The organism is Bradyrhizobium sp. UNPA324 (assembly GCF_006658635.1).
GTDB lineage: Bacteria > Pseudomonadota > Alphaproteobacteria > Rhizobiales > Xanthobacteraceae > Bradyrhizobium > Bradyrhizobium nanningense.
In genome coordinates, this window is the sequence record NZ_LFJD01000004.1 from 3,939,468 (window position 1) to 3,965,789 (window position 26,322).

A 26,322-nucleotide genomic window follows, 5' to 3' on the forward strand; every position below is an offset into this window, starting at 1 on the left:
GCCGGGATGGTCGACACATACGCTAAAACCGAATTTCGGTAAAGTGGAATATTTTCGCGGGGAGAGGTTGACAGCGGGCGACACAGCAAGGTGCCGTAGGGTGGGCAAAGCGAAGCGTGCCCACGTCTTTCGCCGTTGTCGAGAGCTCGTGGGCACGGCGCAAGAGCGCCTTTGCCCACCCTACCGAGAGCTCGCTACGCGTCTTCCACGCCCGCCTCGTGCGGGGTGAACTGGTACACCGAGCTGCAGAACTCGCAGGTCACGACGACCTTGTCGTCCTTGACCATGGCGGCGCGGTCGTCGGGCGAGAAGCTCTTCAGCATCGCGGCGACTGCATCGCGCGAGCAGGAGCACTGCGCCTTGAAAACCAGCGGATTGAACACGCGCACGCCGCGCTCGTGGAACAGGCGAAACAGCAGCCGCTCGCCGGAGAGCTCGGGATCGATCAGCTCGACGTCCTCGACGGTCTCGATCAGCGAACGCGCCTCGACCCAGGCGTCGTCCTCAGTGACGGCATGCACCTCGACGCCATCAGGGGCATCACCGGGATGCAAGTCCGCCTGCCGCGCGCGCTCCGGCGCCTTCGGCAGAAACTGCATCAGCATGCCGCCGGCGCGCCAGCGGTGCTTGCCGCCGTCGCTGGAGCGCCACTCCTCGCCGACCGCAAGGCGCACGCGCGTCGGGATCTGCTCGGAGCGCAGGAAATATTCGTGGGCGGCGTCTTCCAGGCTGCCGCCGTCGAGCGCGACCAGACCCTGGTAGCGGCTCATGTCGGGGCCCTGGTCGATGGTCATGGCAAGATGACCGCGGCCGAGCAGCGCGCCGGAGTGCATGCGGGATTCTTGGGCGTCGCCGAGGCGCGCGGCATCGAAGCGCGCATAGGCGCGCAGGCGATCCGGCGCCTGATAGTCCACCACCAGGAACGACACCGGACCGTCGGTCTGGGCCTGCAGGATGAAGCGGCCCTCGAATTTCAGCGCGCTGCCGAGCAGCGTCGTCAGCACGATGGCCTCGCCGAGCAGCTTGCCGACCGGTGCCGGGTAATCGTGCTTGGTCAGGATGTCGTCGAGCGCCGGACCAAGCCGCACCAGCCGGCCACGCACGTCGAGCGCGTCGACCTCGTAGGGCAGCACGGCGTCATCGATCGGAACTGCTGATGGCGCGCGAACCGGACCTTCGGACCCGGTTTTCATGTCAGGGGATTGGGAAACCATGGCGCTCTATCTGGGGTCGGAGGGTGGAAATGGAAGGGGGCGCGGGAGCGGCGTGTTCCGGATGCAGGTGAAGTTGTACGCAGCCACCACAAACGCGATGTCGTCCCGGACAAGCGTAGCTCCCGATAACGCGTAGCGTTGTCTTGAGCGGAGCGCAGATCCGGGACCCATAACCACAAGCTGCGATTTGGCGAAGACTGCCTGCCTCCGGCCGCCTGCCACAAGAGAGATTCCGCGGTATGGGTCCCGGATCGGCGCGCGCTTGTGGCGCGCTTGTCCGGGACGACAATTGTATGCGAGGCGGCAGCCGGGCTTCCAGCGCGGCTACTTCACCGCGTCGAAGCACCAGGCCAGAATGCCCTTCTGCGCGTGCAGGCGGTTTTCGGCCTCGTCGAACACGACCGATTGCGGGCCGTCGATCACCTCGTCGGTGACCTCCTCGCCGCGATGGGCTGGCAGGCAGTGCATGAACAGCGCATCGGGCTTGGCGAGCGACATCAGCTTGCCGTTGACCTGATAGGGCTTGAGCACGTTGTGGCGATGCTCGCCTTCCTTGTCGCCCATCGACACCCAGGTGTCGGTGACGACGCAATCGGCGCCGCGCACGGCGGCTTCCGGATCGGTGCCGAGCACGATCGGCGCCCCGGTCGCCTTGATAAAGTCGCGCATCGCCTTTTTCGGCGCGAGCTCCGGAGGGGTCGCGACGTTGAGCTGAAACTTGAAGCGCTCGGCGGCATGGGCCCAGGACGCCAGCACGTTGTTGTCGTCGCCGGTCCAGGCCACCGTCTTGCCCTCGATCGGGCCGCGATGCTCCTCAAAGGTCATGAGGTCGGCCATCACCTGGCAGGGATGCGAGCGCCGCGTCAGGCCGTTGATGACGGGCACGGTGGCGTTGGCCGCGAGCTCCAGCAGCGCCTCGTGATTGAGGATGCGGATCATGATGGCGTCGACATAGCGCGACAGCACGCGCGCGGTGTCGGCGATGGTCTCGCCGCGGCCGAGCTGCATCTCGGCGCCGGTGAGCATGATGGGCTCGCCGCCGAGCTGGCGCATGGCGACATCGAACGACACGCGCGTCCGGGTGGACGGGCGTTCGAAGATCATCGCCAGCGTCTTGCCTTCGAGCGGCTTGACCGGCTGATGCGCTTTCTGCTTCGCCTTCATGGCGGAGGATGCGGCAAGCATGCGCTTGAGCTCCGACAGCGGCAGCTCGTTGATGTCGAGGAAGTGCTTCGGCGACTTGTTGGGGGACTTGCTCATCAGCTTGCCGCCCGCTTGGTCTGGCTGACCGACAATGCGGTGCAGGCCCGCTCCAGCCGCCCGACGCTGTCCTCGATCTCGGCTTCGGTGACGATCAAAGGCGGCAGGAAACGCACGACGTTGTCGCCGGCCCCGACGGTGAGCAGCTTTTCGTTACGCAAGGCGGCCACGAGATCGCCCGAGGGCACCACGGCCTTGATGCCGATCAGAAGGCCCTCGCCGCGCACCTCGCTGACGATGTCGGGATGGCGGTCGATCACGGAGGCGAGCTTCTGCTTCAGCAGCAGCGACATCTTCTGCACGTGGTCGAAGAAGCCGGGCTTGAGCATGACGTCGAGCACGGCGTTCGCCGCGGAGATCGCCAGCGGGTTGCCGCCGAAGGTCGAGCCGTGCGAACCGGGCCCCATGCCGGCCGCAGCATCCGCGGTCGCCAGCACCGCGCCGATCGGGAAGCCGCCGCCGAGCGCCTTGGCCAGCGACATCACGTCGGGCGTGACGCCGGTGCGCCTGTAGGCGAACAGATCGCCGGCGCGGCCCATGCCGGTCTGCACCTCGTCGAAGGCGAGCAGCAGGCCCTTCTCGTCGCAGAGCTGGCGCAGCGCCTTGAGGAAGGCGGGCGGTGCCGAACGCACGCCACCCTCGCCCTGGATCGGCTCGATCAGGATGCCGGCGGTCTCCGGGCCGATCGCCTTCTTGACGGCTTCGAGGTCGCCATGCGGCACCTGGTCGAAGCCATCCATCGGCGGACCAAAACCTTCGAGATATTTTGCAGACCCCGTTGCAGCCAACGTCGCCAGCGTGCGGCCGTGGAAGGCGCCTTCGAAGGTGATGATGCGATAACGTTCCGGATGGCCCTTGGAGAAGTGATGATGGCGCACCAGCTTGATCACACCCTCCAGCGCTTCGGCGCCGGAATTGCAGAAGAACACGAAGTCCGCAAAGCTCTCGTTGCACAGGCGCGCGGCGAGCTTCTCGCCGTCCGGGCTCTGGAACAGGTTCGACATGTGCCACAGCTTCGTCGCCTGCTCCTGCAAGGCCTTGATCAGATGCGGGTGGCAATGGCCGAGCGCATTCACAGCGACGCCCGAGGTGAAATCGAGATAGCGATCGCCATTGGTCGCGATCAGCCAGCAGCCTTCGCCGCGTTCGAAACCGAGGTTGGCCCTGGCGAAAACGGGGAGCAAATGCGGGGCTGCGCTGTTAGTCATGACGTTCACTTGAATGTTGCGGACGGTGTGACGCGTGCATTGCGCAACGCACCATTGACCGGCCCGGAAAACGAAACGTGCCGCCTTTTAAGGGCGGCACGCGGCACTATCTTATGCCTGGTGAAACGGGTGTCAATGCCGCCCGGAAAGCCTCAGGAAACGCTGATTCCGTAGTCTTGCGGTGGCGATTTTGCGGGTTTTTCACCACGGAACATGTGGAAGCGAGTCGGCGGACTCTTGCGCGTGAGTCACGCCATATTGTAGCGTTTGGCTTGTCAGATACGACATCTCGTGCAGCGGTTCTGATCCCAAGAGTCCTCATGTACCGGCGTAAACGTTCGGGCGTCAGTTGCGCGCCCGGCGAGCGTTAAGGGATTCCGGCGGCACGGGTTTTTCGAGGCTTAGGCATTCGCCGCACCGACCGCCAGGATGGCAGTCGCGCAGCGAGGGAAAGGGTGCAATGACGGTTTTGACCTGGTCCGACGATCGCGTCGAGCAGCTGAAGAAGCTCTGGGAGGCCGGACTTTCGGCCAGCCAGATCGCAGCAGAGCTCGGCAATGTGACCCGCAATGCCGTGATCGGCAAAGTGCACAGGCTCGGTCTGTCCGGCCGCGCCAAGAGCCCTTCGTCGGCCGCGCCCCGGCCGCGCAAGGCACGCCCGGCGCAGCACATGATGCGGGTGACCCGCCCCATTGCGCGCGGTAACACCGCGCTGGCGCAGGCCTTCGAGGTCGAGGTCGAGGCCGAGCCGCTCACCTACGACAACGTGGTGCCGATGAGCCAGCGGCTGTCGCTGCTCGAATTGAACGAGGCGACCTGCCACTGGCCGGTCGGCGATCCCTCGAGCCCGGATTTCTTCTTCTGCGGCGGCAAGGCATTGTCCGGCCTGCCCTACTGCGCCCAGCACTCGCGCGTGGCGTATCAGCCGGCAGCGGACCGTCGGCGCGCAGCACCGAAGCCGGGCACGCGGTGAGTTCGCGGATCTAGCTGATTGCAAGAACGGTAGCCGTCACACGACGGCGCCTCGACACACCCGATGTCGTCCCGGACAAGCGCGCCACAAGCGCGCGCAGATCCGGGACCCATAGCCACCGCAAGATGTGGTTACGGGGACTCGGAGTTACCTTTTCGCAAAACAATTGCTGCCTGTGGTTAATCGCGACGAGCGCAAGCGCTCGCGCTGAGGTCCCGGATCTGCGCAGACGCTTGTCCGGGACGACACCGATGTTGTGGCCGCAGCTGCCAACCACGGCTCGCAAACCTTACGTCTGCTCGGCCTTCGCGAAGCGATCGTCGAGCGCGTAGCCGGCGCCGCGGACGGTGCGGATCGGATCCTGCTCGCGGCCGAGATTGAGCAGCTTGCGCAGGCGGCCGATATGGACGTCGACGGTGCGCTCGTCGATGTAGATGTCGCGGCCCCAGACGCTGTCGAGCAGCTGCTCGCGCGAGAACACGCGGCCGGGATGCTCCAGGAAGAACTCCAGCAGGCGATATTCGGTCGGGCCGAGATCGATCGGGCGGCCCGAGCGCGCCACGCGGCGCTTGTCGCGGTCGAGCTCGATGTCGCCATAGGCCAGCACCGTCGCGAGCCGCTCAGGGCTGGCGCGCCGCAAGAGGCCCTTCACCCGCGCGAGCAGCTCTGGTACCGAGAACGGCTTGACGATGTAGTCGTCGGCGCCGGTCGCAAGTCCCCGCACCCGCTCGCTCTCCTCGCCGCGTGCGGTGAGCATGATGATCGGCAGCTGCTTGGTCTCGGGACGGGTGCGCAGGCGCCGGCACAGCTCGATGCCGGACAGGCCCGGCAGCATCCAGTCGAGCACGATCAGATCGGGAATGTGCTCCTTGAGGCGGGTGTCGGCGTCGTCGCCGCGCATCACCGTCTCGACGTCATAGCCGTCGCCTTCGAGGTTGTAACGCAGCAGCTCGGTGAGAGCTTCTTCGTCCTCAACCACCATAATGCGTGCGCCCATGGTGTCGTCGCTCCTTAAGTCTTCAGGTATTCGGGATCGTCGTGGCGAACGTCGTCATGTCGCCCTTCGGCCGCTTGTCGGTGATCGCCTGGCCCTCGATCATGTAGAACACGGTCTCGGCGATGTTGGTGGCGTGGTCGCCGATCCGCTCGATGTTCTTGGCGCAGAACATCAGATGAATGCAGAACGAGATGTTGCGCGGATCCTCCATCATGTAGGTGAGGAGCTCGCGGAACAGCGAGGTGCAGATCGCGTCCACTTCCTCGTCGCCCTTCCACACCGCCATCGCCGCCGGCAGATCGTGCGCGGCATAGGCATCCAGCACCGACTTGACCTGCTGCTGCACCAGGTCGGTCATGTGCTCCAGGCCGCGGAACAGCTTGAGCGGATGGAAGTCGGTTTCCAGTGCGGCGACGCGCTTGCCCATGTTCTTGGCGAGATCGCCGATGCGCTCGAGGTCGGTCGCAACCCGCATGGCGCCGACGATCTCGCGTAAGTCCACCGCCATCGGCTGGCGGCGAGCGATGGTGAGCACCGCGCGCTCCTCGATGCGCTTCTGCAGCGCGTCGAGATCGGCATCGGTGGTGACGACGCGCTGGCCGAGCGGAACGTCGCGGCGGATCAGCGCATCGACGGAATCGACGATCATGCGCTCGGCGATCCCGCCCATCTCGGCGACCAGGCGGGTGAGCTCCTGAAGGTCGGTGTCGAAAGCCTTCGCGGTATGTTCAGTACCCATATTGCGTCTCCTCAGCCGAACCGGCCGGTGATGTAGTCCTGCGTACGCCGATCGGTCGGCGACGTGAAGATCTTGCTGGTGTCGTCGAACTCGATCAGCTCGCCGAGATACATGAAGGCGGTCTTGTCGGAGACGCGCGCCGCCTGCTGCATGTTGTGGGTGACGATCGCGATCGTGTAGTTCTCGGCCAGCTCCTGAATCAGCTCCTCGACCTTGGCGGTCGAGATCGGATCGAGCGCCGAGCAGGGCTCGTCGAACAGGATCACCTCGGGCCGCACCGCGACGGTGCGGGCGATGCACAGGCGCTGCTGCTGGCCGCCGGAGAGCGACAGACCGGAGGCGTTGAGCTTGTCCTTGACCTCGTTCCACAGCGCGCCGCCGCGCAACGCCTTCTCGACGCGGTCGTCCATCTCGGACTTCGAGATCTTCTCGTAGAGCCGGATCCCGAAAGCGATGTTCTCGTAGATCGTCATCGGGAACGGCGTCGGCTTCTGGAACACCATGCCGACCCGGGCGCGCAGCAGGTTGAGGTCGAGCTTGGGGTCGAGGATGTTGGTCTGGTCGAGCATGAGCTGGCCGGTGACGCGCTGGCCCGGATAGAGGTCGTACATCCGGTTGAAGATGCGCAGCAGGGTCGACTTGCCGCAGCCGGACGGGCCGATGAACGCCGTGACGCGGTTGGTGCCGAGCGTCAGGTTGATGTTCTTCAGCGCGTGGTGCTCGCCGTAATAGAAGTTGAGGTTGCGCACCGTCACCTTGGCGGGCGCTTCCGGCAGCGGATGCGACGCGAGATGAGCGCTGGAACTCACGGATACGGACAGATCGGTCATTTTGCAGTCCTCTCGGCGCCGAGGATGCGGGCGCCAATGTTCAGGGCGAGCACGGTGAGCGTGATCAGCAGCGCGCCGCTCCAGGCGAGCTGCTTCCAATAGGCGTAGGGGCTCTGGACGAAGTTGTTGATGGTGACAGGCAGGTTGGCCATCGTCTTGTTCAGGCCGAGGCTGAAGAACTGGTTCGACAGCGCGGTGAACAGCAGCGGCGCGGTCTCGCCGGCGACGCGGGCAGTGGCGAGCAGCACGCCGGTGATGAGGCCGGAGCGCGCGGCGCGGTAGGCGATGCGCTTGATCACCAGCGAGCGCGGCAGGCCGAGCGCGCTTGCCGCCTCGCGCAGCGCGTTCGGCACCAGCAGCAGCATGTCCTCGGTGGTGCGCAGCACCACCGGGATGACGATGACGGCGAGCGCCAGCGCGCCCGCGATCGCCGAGAAGCCGCGCATCGGCACCACCACCGCGCCGTAGATGAACAGGCCGATGATGATCGAGGGCGCCGAGAGCAGGATGTCGTTGATGAAGCGAATCACCGAGGTCAGCTTGTCGTTGGGGCCGTACTCGGCGAGATAGGTGCCGGCGAACAGGCCGAGCGGCGCGCCGATGCCGACGCCGAGCACGGTCATGATGATCGAGCCGACGATGGCGTTGCGCAGGCCGCCCTCCGTCGAGCCCGGCGGCGGCGTGTCCGCGGTAAAGAGCTCGAGATTGAGCCCCGCAACGCCGTTGTAGAGCAGCGTGATCAGGATCAGCGCGAGCCAGGTGACGCCGAAGGCGGCGGCGGCAATGCAGAGCCCGCGGACCACGATGTCCTTGCGGCGGCGGCGTGCGTAGATCGGGTTCATGGCGCTAGTTTCCCGCCTTCTTTTCCAGACGCATCAGCATCAGCCGCGCAGCGGCGAGCACGAAGAACGTCAGCACGAACAGCAGCAAGCCGAGCAGGATCAGGCCGGACTGGTGCAGGCCGTCGCTCTCGGCGAATTCGGATGCGATCGCCGCGGAGATCGTGGTGCCCGGGGCGAAGATCGACGAGGAGATCCGGAACGAGTTGCCGATGATGAAGGTCACCGCCATGGTCTCGCCGAGCGCGCGGCCCAGCGCCAGCATGACGCCGCCGATGATGCCGACGCGGGTGTAGGGGATCACTACGCTGCGGACGACTTCCCAGGTGGTGCAGCCGACGCCGTAGGCGGCTTCCTTCAAGACCGGCGGCACCGTCTTGAACACGTCGACCGAGATCGAGGTGATGAAGGGCAGCACCATGATGGCGAGGATCAGCGCGGCGTTGAACAGGCTGAGATAGGACGGAGGACCTGCGAAGATCGCGCCCAGCACGGGGACGCCGTCGAAGATCCTGATCATAAAGGGCTGGAAGGTGTTGGCCAGGAACGGGCCCAGCACGAAGAAGCCCCACATGCCGTAGATGATCGAGGGAATGCCGGCGAGCAGCTCGATCGCCATGCCGATCGGGCGGCGCAGCCATTGCGGGCAGAGCTCGGTGAGGAAGATGGCAATGCCGAGGCCGACGGGAATGGCGATCAGCATCGCGATGAAGGAGGTGACGAGCGTGCCGTACATCGGCCCGAGCGCGCCGAGCACGGGCGGATCGGCGGACGGCGCCCAGCGCTGCGTCCACAGGAAGGAGAGGCCGTATTCCTGCATCGCCGGGAACGCGCCGACGATCAGCGAGATGATGATGCCGCCGAGGATCAGCAGCACCGAGATCGCGGACAGCCGCGTGATCCAGTAGAAGGTGACGTCGCCGAGCTTGAACGCGCTCAAGGCCTTGGCGCGGTCATACGGTCCGGCGTCGTCGATTACATCGCTCTGAACGGCCATTTCTGCCACGCCGATCCCCTGTACCCGTTTTATACGCTTGTTTTTAGTGCCGTGCCCCGGATGACGCAGCGCCGATCCGGGGCCTGGTTTCTTCAGGTCCCGGCCCAGCGCAGCGGCGCCGCGCGTCCGGGAGAGGCGTGCCTTAGCTCTTGATCTCGGCAGCCCAGGTCTTCTCGATCTGCTGGACGACGCTGTCCGGCATCGGGATGTAGTCGAGCTCCTCGGCCGCCTTGCCGCCGTTCTTGAAGGCCCAGCGGAAGAACTTGATGGCTTCCTGCGAGGCCGCCTTGTCGGTGGCGGACTTGTGCATCAGGATGAAGGTCGCCGCGGTGATCGGCCAGGACTTGTCGCCGGGCTGGTCGGTGAGGATGACGTAGTAGCCGGGCGCCTTGGCCCAGTCGGCGTTGGAGGCGGCCGCCTGGAACGCTTCGACGGTCGGCTGCACGGTCTTGCCGGCCTTGTTGACGAGAGCGGTATAGGTCAGCTTGTTCTGCTTGGCATAGGCGTACTCGACGTAGCCGATCGAGTTCTTGGTCTGGCCGATGTTACCCGACACGCCTTCGTTGCCCTTGGCGCCGACGCCGACCGGCCACTCGACCGCGGTGCCCTCACCGACCTTGCTCTTCCAGTCCGCGCTGGCCTTGGAGAGATAGTTGGTGAAGTTGAAGGTGGTGCCCGAACCGTCCGAACGGCGGACCACGGTGATCGCCTCCGACGGCAGCTTCACGTTCGGATTGAGCTTCTTGATGGCCGGATCGTCCCACTTGGTGATCTTGCCGAGATAGACGTTGGCCAGCGTCTCGCCGTCGAACACCATCTCGCCCGGCTTGACGCCCTCGAGGTTGACCACGGCAACGATGGCGCCCATCACCATCGGCCATTGCGCAAGTCCGTCCTTCTCGAGCTGCTCGGCCTTGAGCGGCATATCGGTCGCGCCGAAGGTCACGGTCTTGGCCTGGATCTGCTTGATGCCGCCGCCCGAGCCGATCGACTGGTAATTCAGACCATTGCCGGTCTCTTTCTTGTAAGCGTCAGCCCACTTTGAATAGATCGGGAACGGGAACGTCGCGCCGGCGCCGGTGATGTCGGCCGCAAAGGCCGCCGTCGTCGATGCGGCGACCAAGCCGGCAGCGACCATCGTCTTGAGGAAATTCATGCTGGTCTCCATTGGGGGGAGCGAAGCGCCATCCGCGCCCGATCGCGCTCCCCGCGCCGCCCCTTTAGGAGCGGTCAGCTGTGCTTTTACGAAGGTTTCGTGACAGTCGGATGACACCAGCAAGCACTTGAAATCGCTTGAATTTCAGGCTGGAGCCGAAGTCCTGATCTGGGGAAAACAGGCGGTGAAAGTCGCCCCCTGTTTTGGCACGCTTTCGATCAAAAGCCTGCCGCGATGGCGGTTAAGAATATGTTTCACCAGCGATAATCCGAGTCCAGTTCCACCTTGCGAGCGGCTGTCGCCGACGTCCACGCGGTAGAACCGCTCGGTCAGCCGCGGCAGGTGCTCGGGCGCGATGCCGGGGCCGAAATCGCGGACCATGATCCGGATTTCCTGAGTTCCGTCAGCGGCCGCGCCCGAGGTCAGCGACACGATGACGCGTCCGCCGGAGGCGCCGTATTTGAGCGCGTTCTCGATCAAATTCTCGAACAGGCGGAGCAGCTCCTCGCGGTCGCCCGCGATCATCACCGGGCTATCAGGCAAATGGATCTCGACCTCGACCTGGCGCTCGCGCGCCAGCGGCTCGAGCCCGTCCGCAACCTGGCGGATGATCGGCAGCAGATCGACCAGGGTGTCGGGCCGGACATGGGCCGACAGCTCGACCCGCGACAGGGACAAGAGGTCGTCGATCAGGCGCGCCATGCGGGTGGCCTGGTTGTGCATGATGCCGAGGAAGCGCTCGCGGGCCTTGGGATCGTCCTTGGCCTGCCCCTGCAGCGTGTCGATGAAGCCCGACAGCGCGGCGAGCGGCGTGCGCAGCTCGTGGCTGGCGTTGGCGACGAAGTCGGCCCGCATCTCCTCGACCCGGCGCAGCGGCGTCTGGTCGTGGAAGGTCATCAGCATGCATTTGTCGGCGCCGCCGAAGCTGGTCGGCACCGGCACCGGCGTGATCATGAGCTCCATCCAGCGATCGACCGGGACATGGTCGAGATAGGTCGCGCGCCGCGGCTCGGTGGTCGCGATCGCCTCGCGCAGCGCCGTGATGATCTCCGGCGAGCGCAGCGCGAACTGGGCGAGTTCGTTCCTGCGCAGCGCCGGCGCGAGCTGGGCGGCGGCGGCGTTGAGATGGATGACGCGGCCGGCGCGGTCGAGCAGCACTGCCGGATCCGGCATGCCGGCGACGACCGCGGCCACCGCCGCGCTCTCGACCGGGTTGATGCGCCTGACGTCGTCACGGGACGCTGCGGTATCATGCAGGCGCCACGGGATCAGCGCAGCGGCGGCGATGCAGAGGAACACGATCGCGGCGTGCAGCGCCGACAATTCGCCGAGCGAGACGATGACGGACAGCGCCAGCGCCGCGGCGATCAGGATGATCGTCGAGTGCCGCAGCCGGTCGGACCAGGGCTGGGCGGAGGGAGAAGATGGGGCGTCGATCGCCATCGGGCGGACTTCTCCTGGAGGGCTTGTCCTAAGATTTGGCGCCGTCGCTACGCTCTCTCACATAGGCGGCTTCGCGCGCCGGGCCGGGGTCGAGCTTGAGCGCCGCCTGCTGCAGGCGCTTCGATCGTGCGCCGATAATAACTTCGCGAAACGTCAGCAAGATTACAGAGATGACGAAGGGGGACAGATAATAGAGGACGCGGAACAGCAGCATGCCGCCGAGAAGCTCCTCGCGGTCCATCTGCCAGAGGCCGACCAGCATCGCGGCGTCGAACACACCGAGCCCGCCGGGCGAATGGCTGGCGAACCCGAGCAGCGTCGCCGAGACGAAGATCACCGCGACCACCACGAAGCCGAGATTGGGCTCGTCCGGGACCAGCACGTACATCGCGAGCGCGCAGAAGCCGAGATCGATGATGCCGATCGCGATCTGGAGCAGCGTCAGCGGGCCGCCCGGCAACACCACGGTCCAGGGCCCGCGGCCGACCACGCGCGGCTGGGTCCAGACCCAGACCACGTAGCCGACCAGGCCCGTGACGATCATCAGCGCCAGCGCCCGGTTCAGCCATGGCGGAAGCTGATCGATCGCGGCGGCGGCCTCGGGATGATAGGAGATGCCGAGGCCGAGCACGGCGGCATTGCCGAGCCAGAAGGTCAGGCCGGCGAGGAAGCAGATCTTGGCGACGTCGATCGCGTTCAGCCCATAGGCCGAATAGATGCGGTAGCGCACCGCGCCGCCGGTGAAGACGGATGCGCCGACATTGTGGCCGATCGAATAGCTGGTGAAGGCGGCGAGCGCGTTGATGCGATAGGGCACCTCGGCGTGGCCGATCGCGCGCACGGCAAACAGGTCGTAGAAGGTCAGGGTGAAATAGCCCGCGGCGACGAACAGCGCCGCCATCGCGATCTGCCTCGGCTCGGTGCTCTTGATCGCTTCGAGGACCTCGTTGAAGTCGATGCCGCGCAGCATGTGGTACAGCACATAGCAAGCGATGCCGATGACCGCGACGCTGATCACAACTCCAAGCTTATGCAGGATTTGCTTCTGGCGCAGAAACGTCATCGCTCTGCGTATGGCTTCCAGCATCTAGACCTCGAATAACGCTTCAGCGGCCAGAGTGGCCGGCGGACGGGCGGACGACGCACAGGCGCTCAACGAACCCTCGCCGCCGGCTCCGGCATCGCGCATGCCCCCTGCCCCTCCACTAGCGCGTTTTCGGGCGGAGTGGAATTCGCCAATTCGAACAAAAACACGTGCCTTCAATATTTTAGGCAGGGTTGCGGGCTCCTGATGCACGGTTTGGCGCCTTCGGCGGCAAGGCTTGACGCGAATCTCCTTGGCAATCCTGCGCAGACGCCATGAAGTTTTGATGATTTCGGCCGCACAATGTTCCGTCACGCCTTAGGCTGACGTCAATCTATGTGGCAGGTTCGCCTGTTGAAAGAGGGCGGCGACCAGGCACCGTTCACCGGTTTTCCGATGCGCCGGAAGGTCGCGGCAGCGAAAGGCAGGCCAGGGAGCGGCCGGATCGCGGCGCCGACAGGCGCCGGTGCGATCCTCGCGGGCCGGAGGCTCAGGCCGCAGGCTGGCTGCGCGAGACCACCCGATCACGCAGCCAGGCGCCGATGGTGCAGCCGACGAGGTAGCAGGCGAACATGATCAGGCCGAGGTCGAGCCAGTAGCCGAAGCGGCCGGGGACCACATGGGCAAACGAGGCAGCGACCAGGGCGGCAGCAAGCGCGGCGAGCCAGCGCGCGGTCACCTTCGAGGTGCCGTTGCCGCGCTGGACCACCGAGATCCAGCCCATGCAGAAGCCCAGCAGCACCGAGCCGATCAGCCAACCCAGATGGAACGAGACGAGATAGGGCATCGTCACCTCACCAGAAATTCGATGCGGCGGTTCTGCGCCTTGCCGTCGTCGGTATCGTTGCCGGCGACGGGCTGCGTGCTGCCATGGCCGACCGCGGTGAAGCGATTGGCGGGCAGGCCGGCCTTGACCAGATAGTCGATCACCGCCTGCGCGCGCTTCTCCGAGAGAGCCCGGTTGAAGCCGTCCTCGCCGTCGGCATCGGTGTGCCCGGCAACCTCGATATTCACGGTCGGGCAACGTAGCGCCGTCTCGATCAGATGATCGAGGATGGCGGCGGAATCCGGATCGATGTCGGCACGCTTGGGCGTGAAGCGGATCTTGCCCTTGCCCAGGAGGTCCGTGAACAATTGCTGGCACACCGTGCCGTCGACCGGCCCTGCCGCAGGCTTCACGGTGATCTCCGGCTTGTACTGCCAGTTCTTCGGGAAGTCCTTGCCGAGGCCTGCACGGATGTCGTTGGCGGCCCCTTCGTAGAGCGCATCGCCCGACAGCTTCACCTCGCGATCGGACACGACGAGCGTGCCGGTCGACAGTCGCGACAGCGCGCCGAGCGCTGCGACCACGGCCGTGTTGAAGGAGCCGGGGGCGCCGATGCTGGCCTTGAGATTGTCGACGACCTTCTCGGTGAAGAATTTTCGCGCGGCGCTGGTGGCGATCGCCGTGTGCACATTGTTGTCGGGCACGTAGCCGGTCAGCGTCACCGTCGCCGCGACCGGATCCTTGTAGGCCTGGAAGATATAGGGCGGCGCCTTGACGTCGTTGGCGGCGATCGAAAAGCCCTCCGGCAGGTTCTTCAGCGCAGCTGCGATCGCCTCCCGGCCGCCGAGCTCGCGCGCCATGCCAGACAGATTGACCTTGGTATCCGTGATCGTGATCTTGCCGTCCTTCAGCCTGCCGATCTGATCGAGCAGCAGCATGGCGGCGGCCTCGAACCGCGGCGGCGCGCCGCGCGCCAGCCCCATCTGGTCGGCCACCTCGGCGCCGCCGACCTCCTTGCGGGCCGCCTCGGTCAGCCGGCCCTTGATCGACGGCAGCGGCGCGGAGCCCGACAGCGTCACCCGCACCACGTCGCGCTCGGCGTTCCAGACGAACGGCTGGGCCTCGGGAACGAGGCGGGTGCGGTCGTCGACCAGGCGCACGCCGGGGACGGTCTCGACCGCCGTCACGGCGTCGCGGCGCCCCTCCTCGGAGAAGGCGTCCGCGACCAGGCTGACGTCGCGGCCGTCGACCGCGATCCGGGTCTTGTCCAGGACGGTCCCTTTCAGCGCCGCCGAGCTGCGGGCCGACAGGTCGGCCTCGACCGGTAAGGTGTTATTCCAGGCCGCAAATCCCCACATGACGGCCAGGGGAATCAGCCCCGGCCACCATTTGCTGGCCCACCTGAAAAGCTTCTGCATTCGACGACCCGAACTCTGGAACCGGAGACAAAACAAACCCTTGGCAGGCTGTCAAACCGGAAATGGTGCCCTTCCGAAGGCACGGGGTCGGACAATCGGAATAACTTTTTCTTCAAGGGTTCTTCCGTAAGTTGAAGACGGAATGCCAGAGTCCGCCAGCGGGTCATGAAACAACTGCGTAACAACGTCATCCGCGCCGGGCTGGGAGCACTCTATTTCAGCGGGGCGCACCACCTGCTGCGCCCGCTTTTGTCGGGCGTCGGTGCCATTTTCATGCTGCACCACGTCCGGCCGGCCCGCGACGCCGCGTTCCAGCCGAACCGGCATCTCGAGGTCACCCCCGAATTCCTGCGCGCGACGCTGTGCCATTTGCGCTCGCGCGACATCGACATCGTCACCATGGACGAGCTGCATGAGCGGCTGGTGCAGGGCCGCTTCGACCGCCGCTTCGCCGCTTTCACCTTCGACGACGGCTATCGCGACAATCTGGACCACGCGCTGCCGGTGCTGCGCGAGTTCGACGCCCCGCTGACGGTCTATGTCGCGAGCGATTTTGCGGAAGGGACGGGACGGCTATGGTGGACGGCGCTGGAAGCCGTGATCGCCAAGGCCGAGCAGATCGACGTCAAGATCGGCCATTCCGCGCTGCGGCTCGATGCAACGACGCCTGCGGCCAAGCAGGCCGCGTTCGACCGCCTGCACGACTGGCTACGTGCGCTACCGGGGGAGCATGATCTGGCGCGAGAGATCGAGGCGCTCTGCACGACGTACGACGTCGACATGGCCGCGCTGTGCCGTAGCCTCTGCCTGTCCTGGACCGAGCTGAAGGCCTTTGCCGCCGACCCGCTGGTCATGATCGGCGCCCATAGCGTCAGCCATTGCAACCTCGCCAAGCTGGCCGAAGACATCGCCGCGCAGGAGCTGGCCGTGAGCCGCGCGCGGATCGAGCAGGCGCTGCAGTGCCCCGTGCTGCATCTCGCCTATCCCTATGGCGACCGCGACGCCGCCGGGATGCGCGAATTCGGCCTTGCTGCAACGGCCGGCTTCAAGACCGCGGTGACGACGCGGCCCGGCATGCTGTTTGCCGAAAATGCCGGCCAGATGACGGGGCTGCCGCGGGTCTCGCTCAACGGCAACTACCAGGACGCGCGAATCCTGCCGGTATTGACCTCGGGCGCCGCAACCGCGATGTGGAACGGCTTCCGCCGGATCGCGGCGGCGTAGCCCCTCCAACCTCCGCTGTCGTCCCGGACAAGCGCGCCCTCAGCGTGCGCAGATCCGGGACCCATGCCGCGTGATCTCTCGATCGGTATGCGCTGCCAATCCCGAACGACCAATCTTCGCCAAACCCCCTCCCTGTGGCTATGGGTCCCGGATCTGCGCTTACGCTTGTCCGGGACGACACCGAGTTGGTTGAGCCGCTGTCGTGTCTCACTCCGATCTCACCCAGGCCCCTTCCTTGACTCCCCTCCCCGGCCCGCCCAAAACAGCGCCAACCAAGGGAGGCATCATGTTCAACGATCTGTTCTCGCTCAAAGGCCGTGTCGCGCTGGTGACCGGCGGCTCGCGCGGCATCGGCAAGATGATCGCGGCGGGATTTCTCAGCGCCGGCGCCGCAAAGGTCTACATCACCGCGCGCAAGGCCGGACCTTGCGAGGCGACCGCCAAGGAGCTCACCGCGCGATATGACGGCGAATGCATCGCGCTGCCGATCGACATCTCCACCATCGAAGGCTGCGACAGGTTGGCCTCCGAGATCATCAAGCTGGAGCCGAAGCTCGACATCCTCGTCAACAATGCCGGCGCGGCCTGGGGCGCGGAGTTCGACGAATTCCCCGAAAGCGGCTGGGACAAGGTGATGGACCTCAACGTCAAGTCACTGTTCTTCCTGACCAAGGCTCTGGCGAAACCGCTGCGCGCGGCGGCGCGCGCGGACCGTCCGGCGAAGGTGATCAACATCGCCTCGGTCGACGGCATCTTCGTCAATCCGGGCGAGACCTATTCCTACGCCGCCAGCAAGGCCGCGGTGATCCACCTGACGCGGCGCCTGGCGACCAAGCTGATCAAGGACAACATCAACGTCACCGCGATCGCGCCCGGCGCCTTCAAGTCCGACATGAACCGGGCCGCGCGCGACCACTCAGACGAGGTCGCAAAGCGCATTCCGTCGCGCCGGATCGGCACCGACGAGGACATGGCGGGGGTCGCGATCTATCTCGCCTCGCGTGCGGGCGACTACGTGGTCGGCAATACCATCGCGGTCGACGGCGGCGTGGTGTACGCGAATGCCGGGTTGGAGATCGCGGGGTAGTTTCCCGCTTCAAACTCCGCTGTCATGCCCCGGCTTGACCGGGGCATCCAGTACGCCGCGGCCTCCCGGCTCTATCACAACAGTCTCTGGAATACTGGATCGCCCGGTCAAGCCGGGCGACGACAGGTGAGTGTGTGGCGCGCGCTGCGCCTCGCTTTCAGCTCTTACGACTCGATCTTCACGTACTCGAAATCGCCGGGCTTGTTGTCGATGCCGACCTTCGGCGGCGAGATCCACGAGGCGTACTTGCCGGTCTCGGTAACGGGCTGCATCAGCGAGGTGATGAAGTCGCCGTCGCTGGCCGAGGGCAGCCACTCGTCCTTGCGCCTGGCCCAGGTGGCGTCGTCGATCAAAATGCCGTCGGGCGTGGCGTGCACGTCCTTGAACTCGCCGATGTGGCGGTGGAAGGCGACGTTGGGCAAGGCCAGCTTGAAGTCGTAGCCCGCGGTCGAGATCACCTTGTTCCAGCGCAGCATGCCCTTGACGCAGTCCTGGCTGTAATCGTCGCGCAGGCGCATGTTGAGCGCGGTCAGCGCCGGCTCGTCCACCAGCTTGATCTCGCCGTTGATGAACTTCAGCACCGGATAGGTGGCGTTCTTGAGCTGGTGATCGTCCTCGATCTGGGTCTCGTGATAGCGGCCCTTGATGCCGGCGTTGAAGGCGTTGGCCGCGTTGGTCGAGACTTCCGAGCCGAACAGGTCGAGCGACAGCGTGTAGTGCAGGTTCAGCTTCTTCTGGATGGTCGGAAGATCGATCACCCCGAGCGCGCGGACCTTTGCGATGTCGGTGGGATCGGTAATGCCGGCTTCGCGCATGGCGTCGCAGGTGCGCTGCACGACGCGGGTAATGCCGGTCTCGCCGACGAACATGTGATGCGCTTCCTCCGTCAGCATGAAGCGGCAGGTGCGCGACAGCGGATCGAAGCCGGACTGCGCGAGCGAATGCAGCTGCATCTTGCCGTCGCGGTCGGTGAAGTAGGTGAACATGAAGAAGGACAGCCAGTCCGGCGTCGCCTCGTTGAAGGCGCCCAGCATGCGCGGCGCGTCGGCATCGCCGGAGCGGCGGCGCAGCAGATCGTCCGCTTCCTCGCGGCCGTCGCGACCGAAATATTTCTGCAGCAGATAGACCATCGCCCAGAGGTGACGGCCTTCTTCGACGTTGACCTGGAACAAATTGCGCATGTCGTAGAGCGAGGGCGCGGTCTTGCCGAGATGGCGCTGCTGCTCGACCGAGGCCGGCTCGGTGTCGCCCTGGATCACGATCAGGCGGCGCAGCATGGCGCGGTGCTCGCCCGGGACTTCCTGCCAGGCCGGCTCGCCATAATGCTCGCCGAAGGGCACGACACGGTTCTCTTCCTGCGGCGCCAGGAGAATGCCCCAGCGATATTCGGGCATGCGCACATAATCGAACTTGGCCCAGCCGCGCGGATCGACCGAATAGGCGGTGCGCAAATAGACCAGCGATTCCTGGAAACCTTCCGGCCCCATGTCGCTCCACCAATCCATGTAGCCGGGATGCCAGCCCTCCAGTGCCTTGAGCACCTGGCGGTCTTCGGCGAGATTGACGTTGTTCGGAATCTTGGTCGAGTAGTCGACGTTCATGATGTTCATGTTCATGGCCGTGCTCCTTGCTCCGGTCTCGTGTCCCGGACGCAGTGCGGCGCGAAGTGCTGCACTGCTGAGCCGGGACCTATGTCTGGTCCGTCTGGTCCCGGTTCTGCGCAGCGTCACTTTGTGCCGCAGCGCGCCCGGGACACGATAGCTACACTCGCGTCATATCGAATTTCGGCTTCTGGCCGCTACCGTAGCGGCGCAGCGCGCCTTCCTCGCCGACCGCGTTGGGGCGCTGGAAGATCCAGTTCTGCCACGCGGTGAGGCGCGCGAAGATCTTCGATTCCATCGTCTCGGGGCCGACGAAGCGCAGGCTTGCCTCCATGCCGGTGAGGCTGTCGGGCGAGAAGCTGGCGCGCTCCTCGAGAAAGACGCGAACCTCGTCGTCCCAGTCGATGTCGTCGAGCGCGAAGGTGACGAGGCCGAGCTCCTCGGCCTGTTCGGCGTCGAGGCTGGTGCCGAGCGTTGCTTCCGCGCGCTCCACATCGGAGGGATCGGCCTGGAAGCGCGATTGCAGCCGCGTCAGGCCATGGCTCATCGGATAGGGGCCGAAATTCATCGCGGAGAGCTCGATCGACGGCGGCGGACGGTTGTCGCCCTGGCGCGTGCCGATCAGCATGTAGGAGCGGTCGGCGGCGAAGACGAGCTCGGCGAGCGTTCCGGCAAAGCAGGAGCCGGGCTCGACCAGCGTCACCAGCGTGCGCGAGGTGACGTCGATGCGCTTCAAGACGCGCTTCCAGTAATGGCGGATCTCGTTGACCAGCCAATGCGCCTTGTTGGCTTCGAGGAAGGCGTCTGCCGCGAGCACGTGGGCGCGGTCGCCATGGCTCTTGAACACCAGCATGGCAATCTCGAGCTCGTTGATGCGCAAATGCAGGATGGCATCGTCGAGCTCGCGCGCCACTTGCAGCGGCCAGAACGAGGCGCCTTGCGCCATCATGCCGTCGATGTCGGCGGGCGGCGCAGTCTCCGGCGCCTTGATCGAGATCGTGGCGATGCGGGCCGTGCGATCGATGTCGACCGTGACGAAGCCGTAGCGGATGCTGTTTTCGTCGATCAGGCGCTTGAGCGGCGTCAGCGCGATGCCCTTGCCGCTGCCGTTGCGCTTCGAGGCCGCCGCGAACTCCTTGGCACGCTCGGCGATCTTGGCCTCTAACTTGGAGTTCGGCGCGATCTCGTCGACCAGACGCCATTGCACGGCGCGCTTGCCCTTCACACCTTCCTCGATGGTGCAGAAGAAATCAGCGTGGTCGCGGCGCACCTTGCGCTTGTCGACGACGCGCGTGAGGCCGCCGGTGCCCGGCAGCACCGCGAGCAGCGGCACCTCGGGCAGCGCAACGGCAGAGGAGCCGTCGTCGGCGAGGATGATGTGGTCGGTCGCAAGCGCCAGCTCGTAGCCGCCGCCGGCGGCCGAGCCGTTCACCACCGTGATGAAGCGCTGGCCGGAATTCTCGGAAGAATCTTCCATGCCGTTGCGGGTCTCGTTGGTGAACTTGCAGAAATTGACCTTGTGGGCGTGCGTGGAGCCCGCGAGCATGCGGATGTTGGCGCCGGCGCAGAACACGCGGTTCTTGGCCGATCGCATCACCACGACCTTGACCTCGGGATGCTCGAAGCGCAGGCGCTGAAGCGCGTCCGCAAGCTCGATGTCGACGCCGAGATCGTAGGAATTGAGCTTGAGCAGATAGCCCTCGAACAGGCCGCCACTCTCGTCGACATCCATGGTCAGCGTCGCGACGTCGCCCTCGACCGCGAGCTTCCAGTGCTTGTAGCGGGACGGTTCGGTCTGAAAATCGATGAATGTCGCGCCGCCTGCGAGGCGCCGATCTTCCCCGGCCATGGGTCATCCCTGAGCTTGATTATGCATGATCGCCGTAGCGTTAGATGCACAATAGTGCATCTTTTTGGACGCGTCTACCCCTTAAACGGGCTCACATGCATTTTGTTTCATCTAGAGGGAGACGAACGGCGCGGACGCTCCGAGCCCGTTGCGTTCTGCGGGTTCGGTATCTGTCAGACCGCCGCCGCCATCACGCCGCGCGGCCTTGCAGCCCCTGATCATCGCGTAGCGCCGCTGTCGCGAACTGCGCGATCGCCTCGAGCGTCGCCACCGGCGACTCACGCTGCGGCGAATGGCCCGCGCCAGAGATGATCTTCACGTCGACCGGGCAGTAGCACTCTTCCTGCGCGATCTCGACCTGACGCAAGGTGCCGTACTGGTCGTCCTTGCCCTGGACGACAAGGACTGGGACGCGGATATAAGCGAGGTATTCGGAGATGTCCCAATCGCGGAATTTTGGATCGAGCCAGGCGCCGTTCCAACCATAGAAGGCGTTGTCGACGTCCTTATGCCAGCGCGACAGCTTTGCCTTGAGGTCGGTGGTCTCGAACGTCGTCTTGATCGCCGCGATCGATTTCACCGAGACGTCCTCGACGATGAAATGCGGTGCGATCAATGCGATGCCCTGCAGACGGTGATCCTGGTGTGAGCCGGCATAGATCGCCGCGATCGAGGCGCCGTCGGAATGGCCGAGCAGAAGGCCGCGCTTGAAGGAAATCGCGTCGAGCACTTTCGGCAGCACGTCGAGCGCCTCGCGCTGCATGTAATCGAGTGGGCGCGGCAGCGCGACGGAGCTCGATTGGCCGTAGCCGGCGCGCGCGTAAAGGAAGATGCCGGCGCCGGTGGCCTGCTGCAGCTTCTCGGGGAAATCGCCCCACAGGCCGACCGAGCCGAGGCCTTCGTGCAGCATGACGATGGTGGGCGCGTCGGCGGATTGCGGCGCGAGCCATTTGTATTCGAGGCTGGCGGTGCCGATGCTGAGGAAGCCGGTGGGAGTGAGGTTGGTCATGGAGCGTCGCTCTTTCTCTCCGTCGTCATGCCCAGGCTTGACCCGGGCATCCACGTCTTTCCTCATTCGCGGTGGCACGTGGATGGCCGGGTCAAGCCCGGCCATGACGAACCGTCGTGCCTGGTCGACTAATGCGTCCCTTCCCGCAGCTTGAACCGCTGGATCTTGCCCGTCGCCGTTTTCGGCAGCGAGTCCACCACGTCGATCCAGCGCGGATATTTCCACGGGCCGATCTTCTGCTTGACGTGCTCCTTGAGCATCTCTTGCAACCCCGCCGTTGTCGCGCCGGGGCGCAGCACGACGAAGGCTTTTGGCTTCAACAGGCCTTCCGGATCGGCTTCCGGCACGACGGCCGCTTCCAGCACAGCGGGATGCGTGATCAGCGCGCTCTCGACCTCGAACGGCGAGACCCAGATGCCGGAGACCTTGAACATGTCGTCGGCGCGGCCGCAGAACGTGTAACGGCCCTCGCTGTCGCGGACATATTTGTCGCCGGTGCGGGTCCACGGTCCCTCGAAGGTGCGACGGCTCTTGTGGCGCTGATTCCAATAGCCTTCGCCGGCGGAGGGCGCATCGACCAGCAATTCGCCGACCTCGCCGTCGGCGACGTCCTGCCCGGCTTCGTTGACGAGCCGGACCGCATAGCCCGGCACCGGCCTGCCGGACGAGCCGTATTTGATGTCGCCGGGCGCGTTCGAGAGAAAAATATGGAGCAGCTCGGTCGAGCCGACGCCGTCGAGAATGTCGACGCCGAAGCGTGCCTTCCAGCTGTGGCCGACGGATTCCGGCAGCGCCTCGCCGGCGGAGGTGCAGATGCGCAAGCTCTTGCCGCCACGCTCGGCCTTCATCGTCTCGTCGTTGAGCATCGCCGCGAACAAGGTCGGCACGCCGTAGAAGATCGAGGGGTTGTAGCGGTTCATCAGGTCGAACATGCGCGCCGGCGTGGGACGCTCGCTGTTGAGGATCACACTGGCGCCGACCGACATCGGGAAGGTCAGCGCATTGCCGAGCCCATAGGCGAAGAACAGCTTTGCGGCGGAGAGACACACATCGCTCTCGCGGATGCCGAGCACCTGTTTGGCATAGGTGTCGGCGGTCGCCTGCAAATTGGAATGGATGTGGCGCACGCCCTTCGGCATGCCCGTTGACCCCGACGAGTAGAGCCAGAACGCCGGCTCGTCGGGATGCGTCGCGGCGGTGGTGAACTGATCACTCTCGCCGGCGAGCTCCTCGGCAAGTTGCTTGTGGCCGTTCTGCTTGGCGCCGGAGACCACGACATGCTCGAGGTCGGGCATGCGGCCGACGACGTCCTTGATGACGGGATAGAGCGCTTCGGAGACGAACAGCACGCGCGCACGGCAGTCGGCGAGGATGTAGGCGTATTGATCCGCGGTCAGCAGCGTGTTCAGTGGCACCGGCACGATGCCGGCGCGGATCGCGCCCAGGAACACGATCGGAAAGTCGACCGTATCCAGCATGATCATCGCGACACGCTCCTCGCGGCGGACGCCGAGCCGGCGCAGCATGTTCGCGGCGCGCCGGGTCTGTTGCTGGAGTTCGCCATAAGTGAGCCGCGAGACGGTGTCGTCGAAGGCCAGCTTGCTACCCCGGCCCTCCCTGACGTTACGGTCGAGCAGCCAGGTCACCGCGTTGTAGGATCCCTCGCTCACGGACTTCTCCCCCGAATTTAGAATTATAATTCATAGAAAGACACCGCGGCGGCTTGCTGTCAATGGCAGCAGGCACTATGTTTCATTAAAATGCGCCGCAGGACAACCTTCAAGAAGACATCCCTTAAAGAAGGCTCATGACCGACAGTCCCGACGCCGAATCCCACTTCCTCGAACAGCTCGGCCAGCGCGTGCGCACCATGCGCGCGTTGCGCGGCATGTCGCGCAAGGTGCTCGCCAAGGTATCAGGAATCTCGGAGCGCTACATCGCGCAGCTCGAAAGCGGCAAGGGCAACGTCTCGATCGTGCTGCTGCGCCGCGTCTCCGACGCGATGGGCGCGCATCTCGAGGACCTGCTTCCCTCGGCCGAGCCGACGCCGGACTGGCAGATGTTTCGCGATCTCCTGCGCAAGGCGACGCCGGCGCAGATCGCGCAGGCCAAGGATCTGCTCGCCGGGGGCAGCGCCACCGCGCCGCGGCGCGCGCCGTTCTGCGGCATCGCGCTGATCGGCCTGCGCGGCGCCGGCAAGTCGACGCTCGGACGAATGCTGGCGAAGAAGATCGGCTGGAGCTTCGTCGAGCTCAACAAGGAGGTCGAGCAGCAGAACGGGCTCTCGGTCGCCGAGATCATCGCGCTCTACGGCCAGGAGGGCTTTCGCCGCATGGAGCAGGCGGCGCTGCAGCAGCTGCTGGCGCGCAACGAGCTGATGGTGCTGGCGACCGGCGGCGGCATCGTCTCGGAGCCTTTGACCTTCGATCAGATCCTCACTTCGTTCTACACGATCTGGCTGAAGGCCGAGCCCGAGGAACATATGGCCCGGGTCCGTCGCCAGGGCGACCTGCGTCCGATGGCGGACGATCGCTCTGCAATGGCGGAGCTGCGCAACATCCTGCTCAGCCGCGAGCCGCTGTATTCGCGCGCGACCGCGGTGGTGGACACTGCGGGCCTCTCCGTTGATGCGGCCGCCGCGCGGCTGATCGATGCGGTAAGGCCGGTGCTGCAGAACGAGGCCCGCAGCTTCGGGCTGCGCAGTGTGGCGCTGTAGGGCGATTGGATCTCGCTAGAGCTACACTCTCCGCTGTCGTCCCGGACAAGCGCGCCCCAAGCGCGCGCAGATCCGGGACCCATACTCCCAGGGAGAAGTCGTTGCGCGAGCTGGCAACCACGAGTCTTCGCCAGACATCTCCCTGTGGCTTTGGGTCCCGGACCGGCGCTCCGCTCTCGACAACGCGTTGCGTTGTCCAGAGCTGCGCTGTCCGGGACGACAGCGGGGATTTTGCCCAACCTCCCGCCACACGGTATCAACGTCCATCAGCAAGCCTTGGGACCGACAATGACCTCTACCGACGTCACCTCCATGTTCGAGCGGATCGGCGGCAGCGCCACGATCGACGCCCTCGTCGATCGCTTCTACGAGCGCATGGACACGCTGCCGGAGGCGAAGGTCATCCGCGCCATGCACGCGGACGACCTCGGCCTGATCAGGGACGTGCTGAAGCGTTATCTCACCGAATGGACCGGCGGCCCGCGCCTCTACACCCCCGAGAAGGGCCATCCGCGGCTGCGCCAGCGCCATTTCGGCTTTGCCATCGGCGATGCCGAGCGCGATGCGTGGATGCTCTGCATGCGCGGCGCGATGGAGGAGACGATCACAGATAGCACTGCGCGGCAGGAGCTCGACAAGGCGCTATCGGGGCTTGCCGACTGGATGCGCAACCGGCAGTGAGACGGAGGCAGCGCCTCAGCGCAATTCGAAGGCGCACCATGCACCCGTATCGCGTGATTTGAGTTCCGCGGCGATCGCCTGCTAAGCTCTGGACATGACCGACATCCTCCCCGACACCATCCGCCGCCTCTACACCGATCCCGGCGAGTACATCGACAGCGATCATCCCACCGTGCAGCACTTTGCGAACGACGCGGTGCGCGCGGATGCGAGTGCGCGCGAGAAGGCGAGCGTGCTCTACAAGGCGGTGCGCGACGGCATCCGCTATAACCCCTATGTCAGCATGCGCGTCGCCGAGACGTTTCGCGCCTCGAGCGTGCTTGCCGCGGGCCAGGGCTATTGCGTCGGCAAGGCCGCGCTCTACGCCGCCGCCTGCCGCGTCCACGGCATTCCCGCACGGGTCGGCTTTGCCGACGTGAAGAACCATCTCACCACCGAGAAGCTGCGCGCGAGCATGGGCACCGACATCTTCACCTGGCACGGCTTTACGGAGGTGCATGTCGATGGCGCCTGGCGCAAGGCGACGCCGACCTTCAACGACACGCTGTGCGCCAAGGTCGGCGTGGCGCCGCTCGATTTCGACGGTCACACCGACGCGCTGCTGCATCCCTTCGACGCCGAGGGCCGCGCCTACATGCAATACGTCAACGACCGCGGCACCTATCACGACGTCCCGGCCAAGTTCCTGATGCGCGAGATGGCGCGTGACTATGCCAACATGCAGGGCGAGGACCTTTCGGGCCGCGACATGGAGCGCGAGGCCGAGGCCCGGTAGCGCACGATGAGCGCGCCTCCCGACGCCGTGTCCGCACCGTTAGACGCGCAGCCAGGCCGACTTGCTAGACCGACCAATAATGCGGATGCGGGTAGGACCGCGAACGGTCACCCCAGTCGAACGCATCGCCATCGAACTCGCACGGGCCGCTGCTGAGTTCGTCCAAAGTCAACTCGATCTGGAACGCCTCGCGCCGCGGGTCGTATTTCAACGCGCTCCACTGCAGAGGGTAGTGATGATGGGTATCGAGCAGTCCGCCGGTCTTGATCACCGCATAGGCAACCATTCCGCTCATCTTGTCGAGCATCAGCCGTTCGATCGTGCCGAGCTTCGTACCGTCGCGGCCGTAAACGGCGACGCGCTCCACGCGATCACTGGGAACCATGGTATGATTCATGGCGTCCTCCCTGTTCTCTCATGCTTGCATTATAGCACCAGTTTCGAGACAGCGGGAAT

At 65.3% G+C, this 26,322-nt stretch carries 24 protein-coding genes; 6 read left to right on the top strand and 18 right to left on the bottom strand.

Annotated elements, in window-relative coordinates:
• Window positions 1-194: 194 nt before the first annotated feature.
• From UNPA324_RS19040 to UNPA324_RS19050, 3 genes are all read right to left on the bottom strand, one after another.
• Complete coding sequence (locus tag UNPA324_RS19040; protein WP_128922946.1) at window positions 195-1,214, bottom strand: Hsp33 family molecular chaperone; 1,020 nt, start codon at window positions 1,212-1,214, stop codon at window positions 195-197.
• Between the two features lie 324 nt (window positions 1,215-1,538).
• Complete coding sequence (argF, locus tag UNPA324_RS19045; protein WP_128922945.1) at window positions 1,539-2,474, bottom strand: ornithine carbamoyltransferase; 936 nt, start codon at window positions 2,472-2,474, stop codon at window positions 1,539-1,541.
• Entirely contained in the window at window positions 2,474-3,682 is a 1,209-nt protein-coding gene (locus UNPA324_RS19050) for an aspartate aminotransferase family protein (protein WP_164936688.1), read from the bottom strand. The genes argF and UNPA324_RS19050 overlap by 1 nt, the downstream gene beginning before the upstream one ends.
• Window positions 3,683-4,142: 460 nt before the next feature.
• On the opposite strand from UNPA324_RS19050, the gene UNPA324_RS19055 reads away from it, so the two are divergent.
• Window positions 4,143-4,655: a GcrA family cell cycle regulator gene (locus UNPA324_RS19055; RefSeq protein ID WP_128922943.1), complete on the top strand. Its 513-nt coding sequence runs from the start codon at window positions 4,143-4,145 to the stop codon at window positions 4,653-4,655.
• A 289-nt stretch (window positions 4,656-4,944) separates the two neighbouring features.
• Here the strand turns inward: UNPA324_RS19055 and phoB are convergent, their stop codons facing one another.
• The 10 genes from phoB to UNPA324_RS19105 form a co-directional block, all read right to left on the bottom strand.
• Window positions 4,945-5,652 carry a phosphate regulon transcriptional regulator PhoB gene (gene phoB, locus UNPA324_RS19060; protein WP_008143479.1) on the bottom strand — a complete coding sequence of 236 codons (708 nt, stop codon included), beginning with the start codon at window positions 5,650-5,652 and terminating at the stop codon, window positions 4,945-4,947.
• 22 nt (window positions 5,653-5,674) lie between these two features.
• Window positions 5,675-6,391, bottom strand: a complete 717-nt coding sequence (gene phoU, locus UNPA324_RS19065) for a phosphate signaling complex protein PhoU (RefSeq protein ID WP_128922942.1) — start codon at window positions 6,389-6,391, stop codon at window positions 5,675-5,677.
• An 11-nt stretch (window positions 6,392-6,402) separates the two neighbouring features.
• Entirely contained in the window at window positions 6,403-7,221 is an 819-nt protein-coding gene (pstB, locus tag UNPA324_RS19070; protein WP_141935391.1) for a phosphate ABC transporter ATP-binding protein PstB, read from the bottom strand.
• Window positions 7,218-8,063 (bottom strand): phosphate ABC transporter permease PstA, encoded by an 846-nt coding sequence (pstA, locus tag UNPA324_RS19075; RefSeq protein WP_141935393.1) that lies wholly within the window; start codon window positions 8,061-8,063, stop codon window positions 7,218-7,220. Before pstA ends, pstB begins: the two co-directional genes overlap by 4 nt.
• Before the next feature lie 4 nt (window positions 8,064-8,067).
• A complete protein-coding gene (gene pstC / locus UNPA324_RS19080) occupies window positions 8,068-9,057 on the bottom strand; it encodes a phosphate ABC transporter permease subunit PstC (protein ID WP_164936704.1) in 990 nt (329 codons plus the stop codon).
• A 142-nt stretch (window positions 9,058-9,199) separates the two neighbouring features.
• Window positions 9,200-10,213, bottom strand: coding sequence for a phosphate ABC transporter substrate-binding protein PstS (gene pstS / locus UNPA324_RS19085; RefSeq protein WP_128922938.1), 1,014 nt, complete (start codon window positions 10,211-10,213; stop codon window positions 9,200-9,202).
• Between the two features lie 144 nt (window positions 10,214-10,357).
• Window positions 10,358-11,656 (bottom strand): ATP-binding protein, encoded by a 1,299-nt coding sequence (locus tag UNPA324_RS19090; RefSeq protein ID WP_128922937.1) that lies wholly within the window; start codon window positions 11,654-11,656, stop codon window positions 10,358-10,360.
• A 28-nt stretch (window positions 11,657-11,684) separates the two neighbouring features.
• Window positions 11,685-12,743, bottom strand: a complete 1,059-nt coding sequence (locus UNPA324_RS19095; protein WP_128922936.1) for a putative bifunctional lysylphosphatidylglycerol flippase/synthetase — start codon at window positions 12,741-12,743, stop codon at window positions 11,685-11,687.
• Window positions 12,744-13,230: 487 nt separating this feature from the next.
• A complete protein-coding gene (locus UNPA324_RS19100) occupies window positions 13,231-13,527 on the bottom strand; it encodes a hypothetical protein (RefSeq protein WP_164936687.1) in 297 nt (98 codons plus the stop codon).
• 2 nt (window positions 13,528-13,529) lie between these two features.
• Window positions 13,530-14,924 (bottom strand): OmpA family protein, encoded by a 1,395-nt coding sequence (locus UNPA324_RS19105; RefSeq protein ID WP_128922934.1) that lies wholly within the window; start codon window positions 14,922-14,924, stop codon window positions 13,530-13,532.
• 165 nt (window positions 14,925-15,089) lie between these two features.
• Here UNPA324_RS19105 and UNPA324_RS19110 point away from each other — a divergent pair, with 165 nt between their 5' ends.
• Both UNPA324_RS19110 and UNPA324_RS19115 read left to right on the top strand, forming a co-directional pair.
• Window positions 15,090-16,148, top strand: a complete 1,059-nt coding sequence (locus UNPA324_RS19110) for a polysaccharide deacetylase family protein (RefSeq protein WP_128922933.1) — start codon at window positions 15,090-15,092, stop codon at window positions 16,146-16,148.
• 286 nt (window positions 16,149-16,434) lie between these two features.
• Window positions 16,435-17,235 carry an SDR family oxidoreductase gene (locus UNPA324_RS19115; protein ID WP_128922932.1) on the top strand — a complete coding sequence of 267 codons (801 nt, stop codon included), beginning with the start codon at window positions 16,435-16,437 and terminating at the stop codon, window positions 17,233-17,235.
• Window positions 17,236-17,399: 164 nt separating this feature from the next.
• On the opposite strand, the gene boxB is transcribed toward UNPA324_RS19115, so the two are convergent.
• The 4 genes from boxB to UNPA324_RS19135 form a co-directional block, all read right to left on the bottom strand.
• The gene (boxB, locus tag UNPA324_RS19120; RefSeq protein WP_141935395.1) at window positions 17,400-18,851 is read right to left on the bottom strand and encodes a benzoyl-CoA 2,3-epoxidase subunit BoxB; all 1,452 of its coding nucleotides are present in this window, start codon (window positions 18,849-18,851) and stop codon (window positions 17,400-17,402) included.
• Between the two features lie 145 nt (window positions 18,852-18,996).
• Entirely contained in the window at window positions 18,997-20,685 is a 1,689-nt protein-coding gene (gene boxC, locus UNPA324_RS19125; protein WP_141935397.1) for a 2,3-epoxybenzoyl-CoA dihydrolase, read from the bottom strand.
• A gap of 190 nt (window positions 20,686-20,875) precedes the next feature.
• The gene (locus tag UNPA324_RS19130) at window positions 20,876-21,694 is read right to left on the bottom strand and encodes an alpha/beta fold hydrolase (RefSeq protein WP_128922929.1); all 819 of its coding nucleotides are present in this window, start codon (window positions 21,692-21,694) and stop codon (window positions 20,876-20,878) included.
• A gap of 128 nt (window positions 21,695-21,822) precedes the next feature.
• Entirely contained in the window at window positions 21,823-23,364 is a 1,542-nt protein-coding gene (locus UNPA324_RS19135) for a benzoate-CoA ligase family protein (protein WP_141935400.1), read from the bottom strand.
• 137 nt (window positions 23,365-23,501) lie between these two features.
• Here UNPA324_RS19135 and UNPA324_RS19140 point away from each other — a divergent pair, with 137 nt between their 5' ends.
• The 3 genes from UNPA324_RS19140 (at window position 23,502) to UNPA324_RS19150 (ending at window position 25,866) form a co-directional block, all read left to right on the top strand.
• Window positions 23,502-24,410 carry a helix-turn-helix transcriptional regulator gene (locus UNPA324_RS19140; protein ID WP_141935402.1) on the top strand — a complete coding sequence of 303 codons (909 nt, stop codon included), beginning with the start codon at window positions 23,502-23,504 and terminating at the stop codon, window positions 24,408-24,410.
• Window positions 24,411-24,698: 288 nt separating this feature from the next.
• On the top strand, window positions 24,699-25,091 hold the full coding sequence (locus UNPA324_RS19145; RefSeq protein WP_141935404.1) for a group II truncated hemoglobin: 393 nt from the start codon (window positions 24,699-24,701) through the stop codon (window positions 25,089-25,091).
• Window positions 25,092-25,185: 94 nt separating this feature from the next.
• Window positions 25,186-25,866 (top strand): transglutaminase-like domain-containing protein, encoded by a 681-nt coding sequence (locus UNPA324_RS19150; RefSeq protein WP_128922925.1) that lies wholly within the window; start codon window positions 25,186-25,188, stop codon window positions 25,864-25,866.
• Between the two features lie 64 nt (window positions 25,867-25,930).
• Here the strand turns inward: UNPA324_RS19150 and UNPA324_RS19155 are convergent, their stop codons facing one another.
• On the bottom strand, window positions 25,931-26,263 hold the full coding sequence (locus UNPA324_RS19155; protein ID WP_128922924.1) for a PRC-barrel domain-containing protein: 333 nt from the start codon (window positions 26,261-26,263) through the stop codon (window positions 25,931-25,933).
• Window positions 26,264-26,322 lie beyond the last annotated feature (59 nt).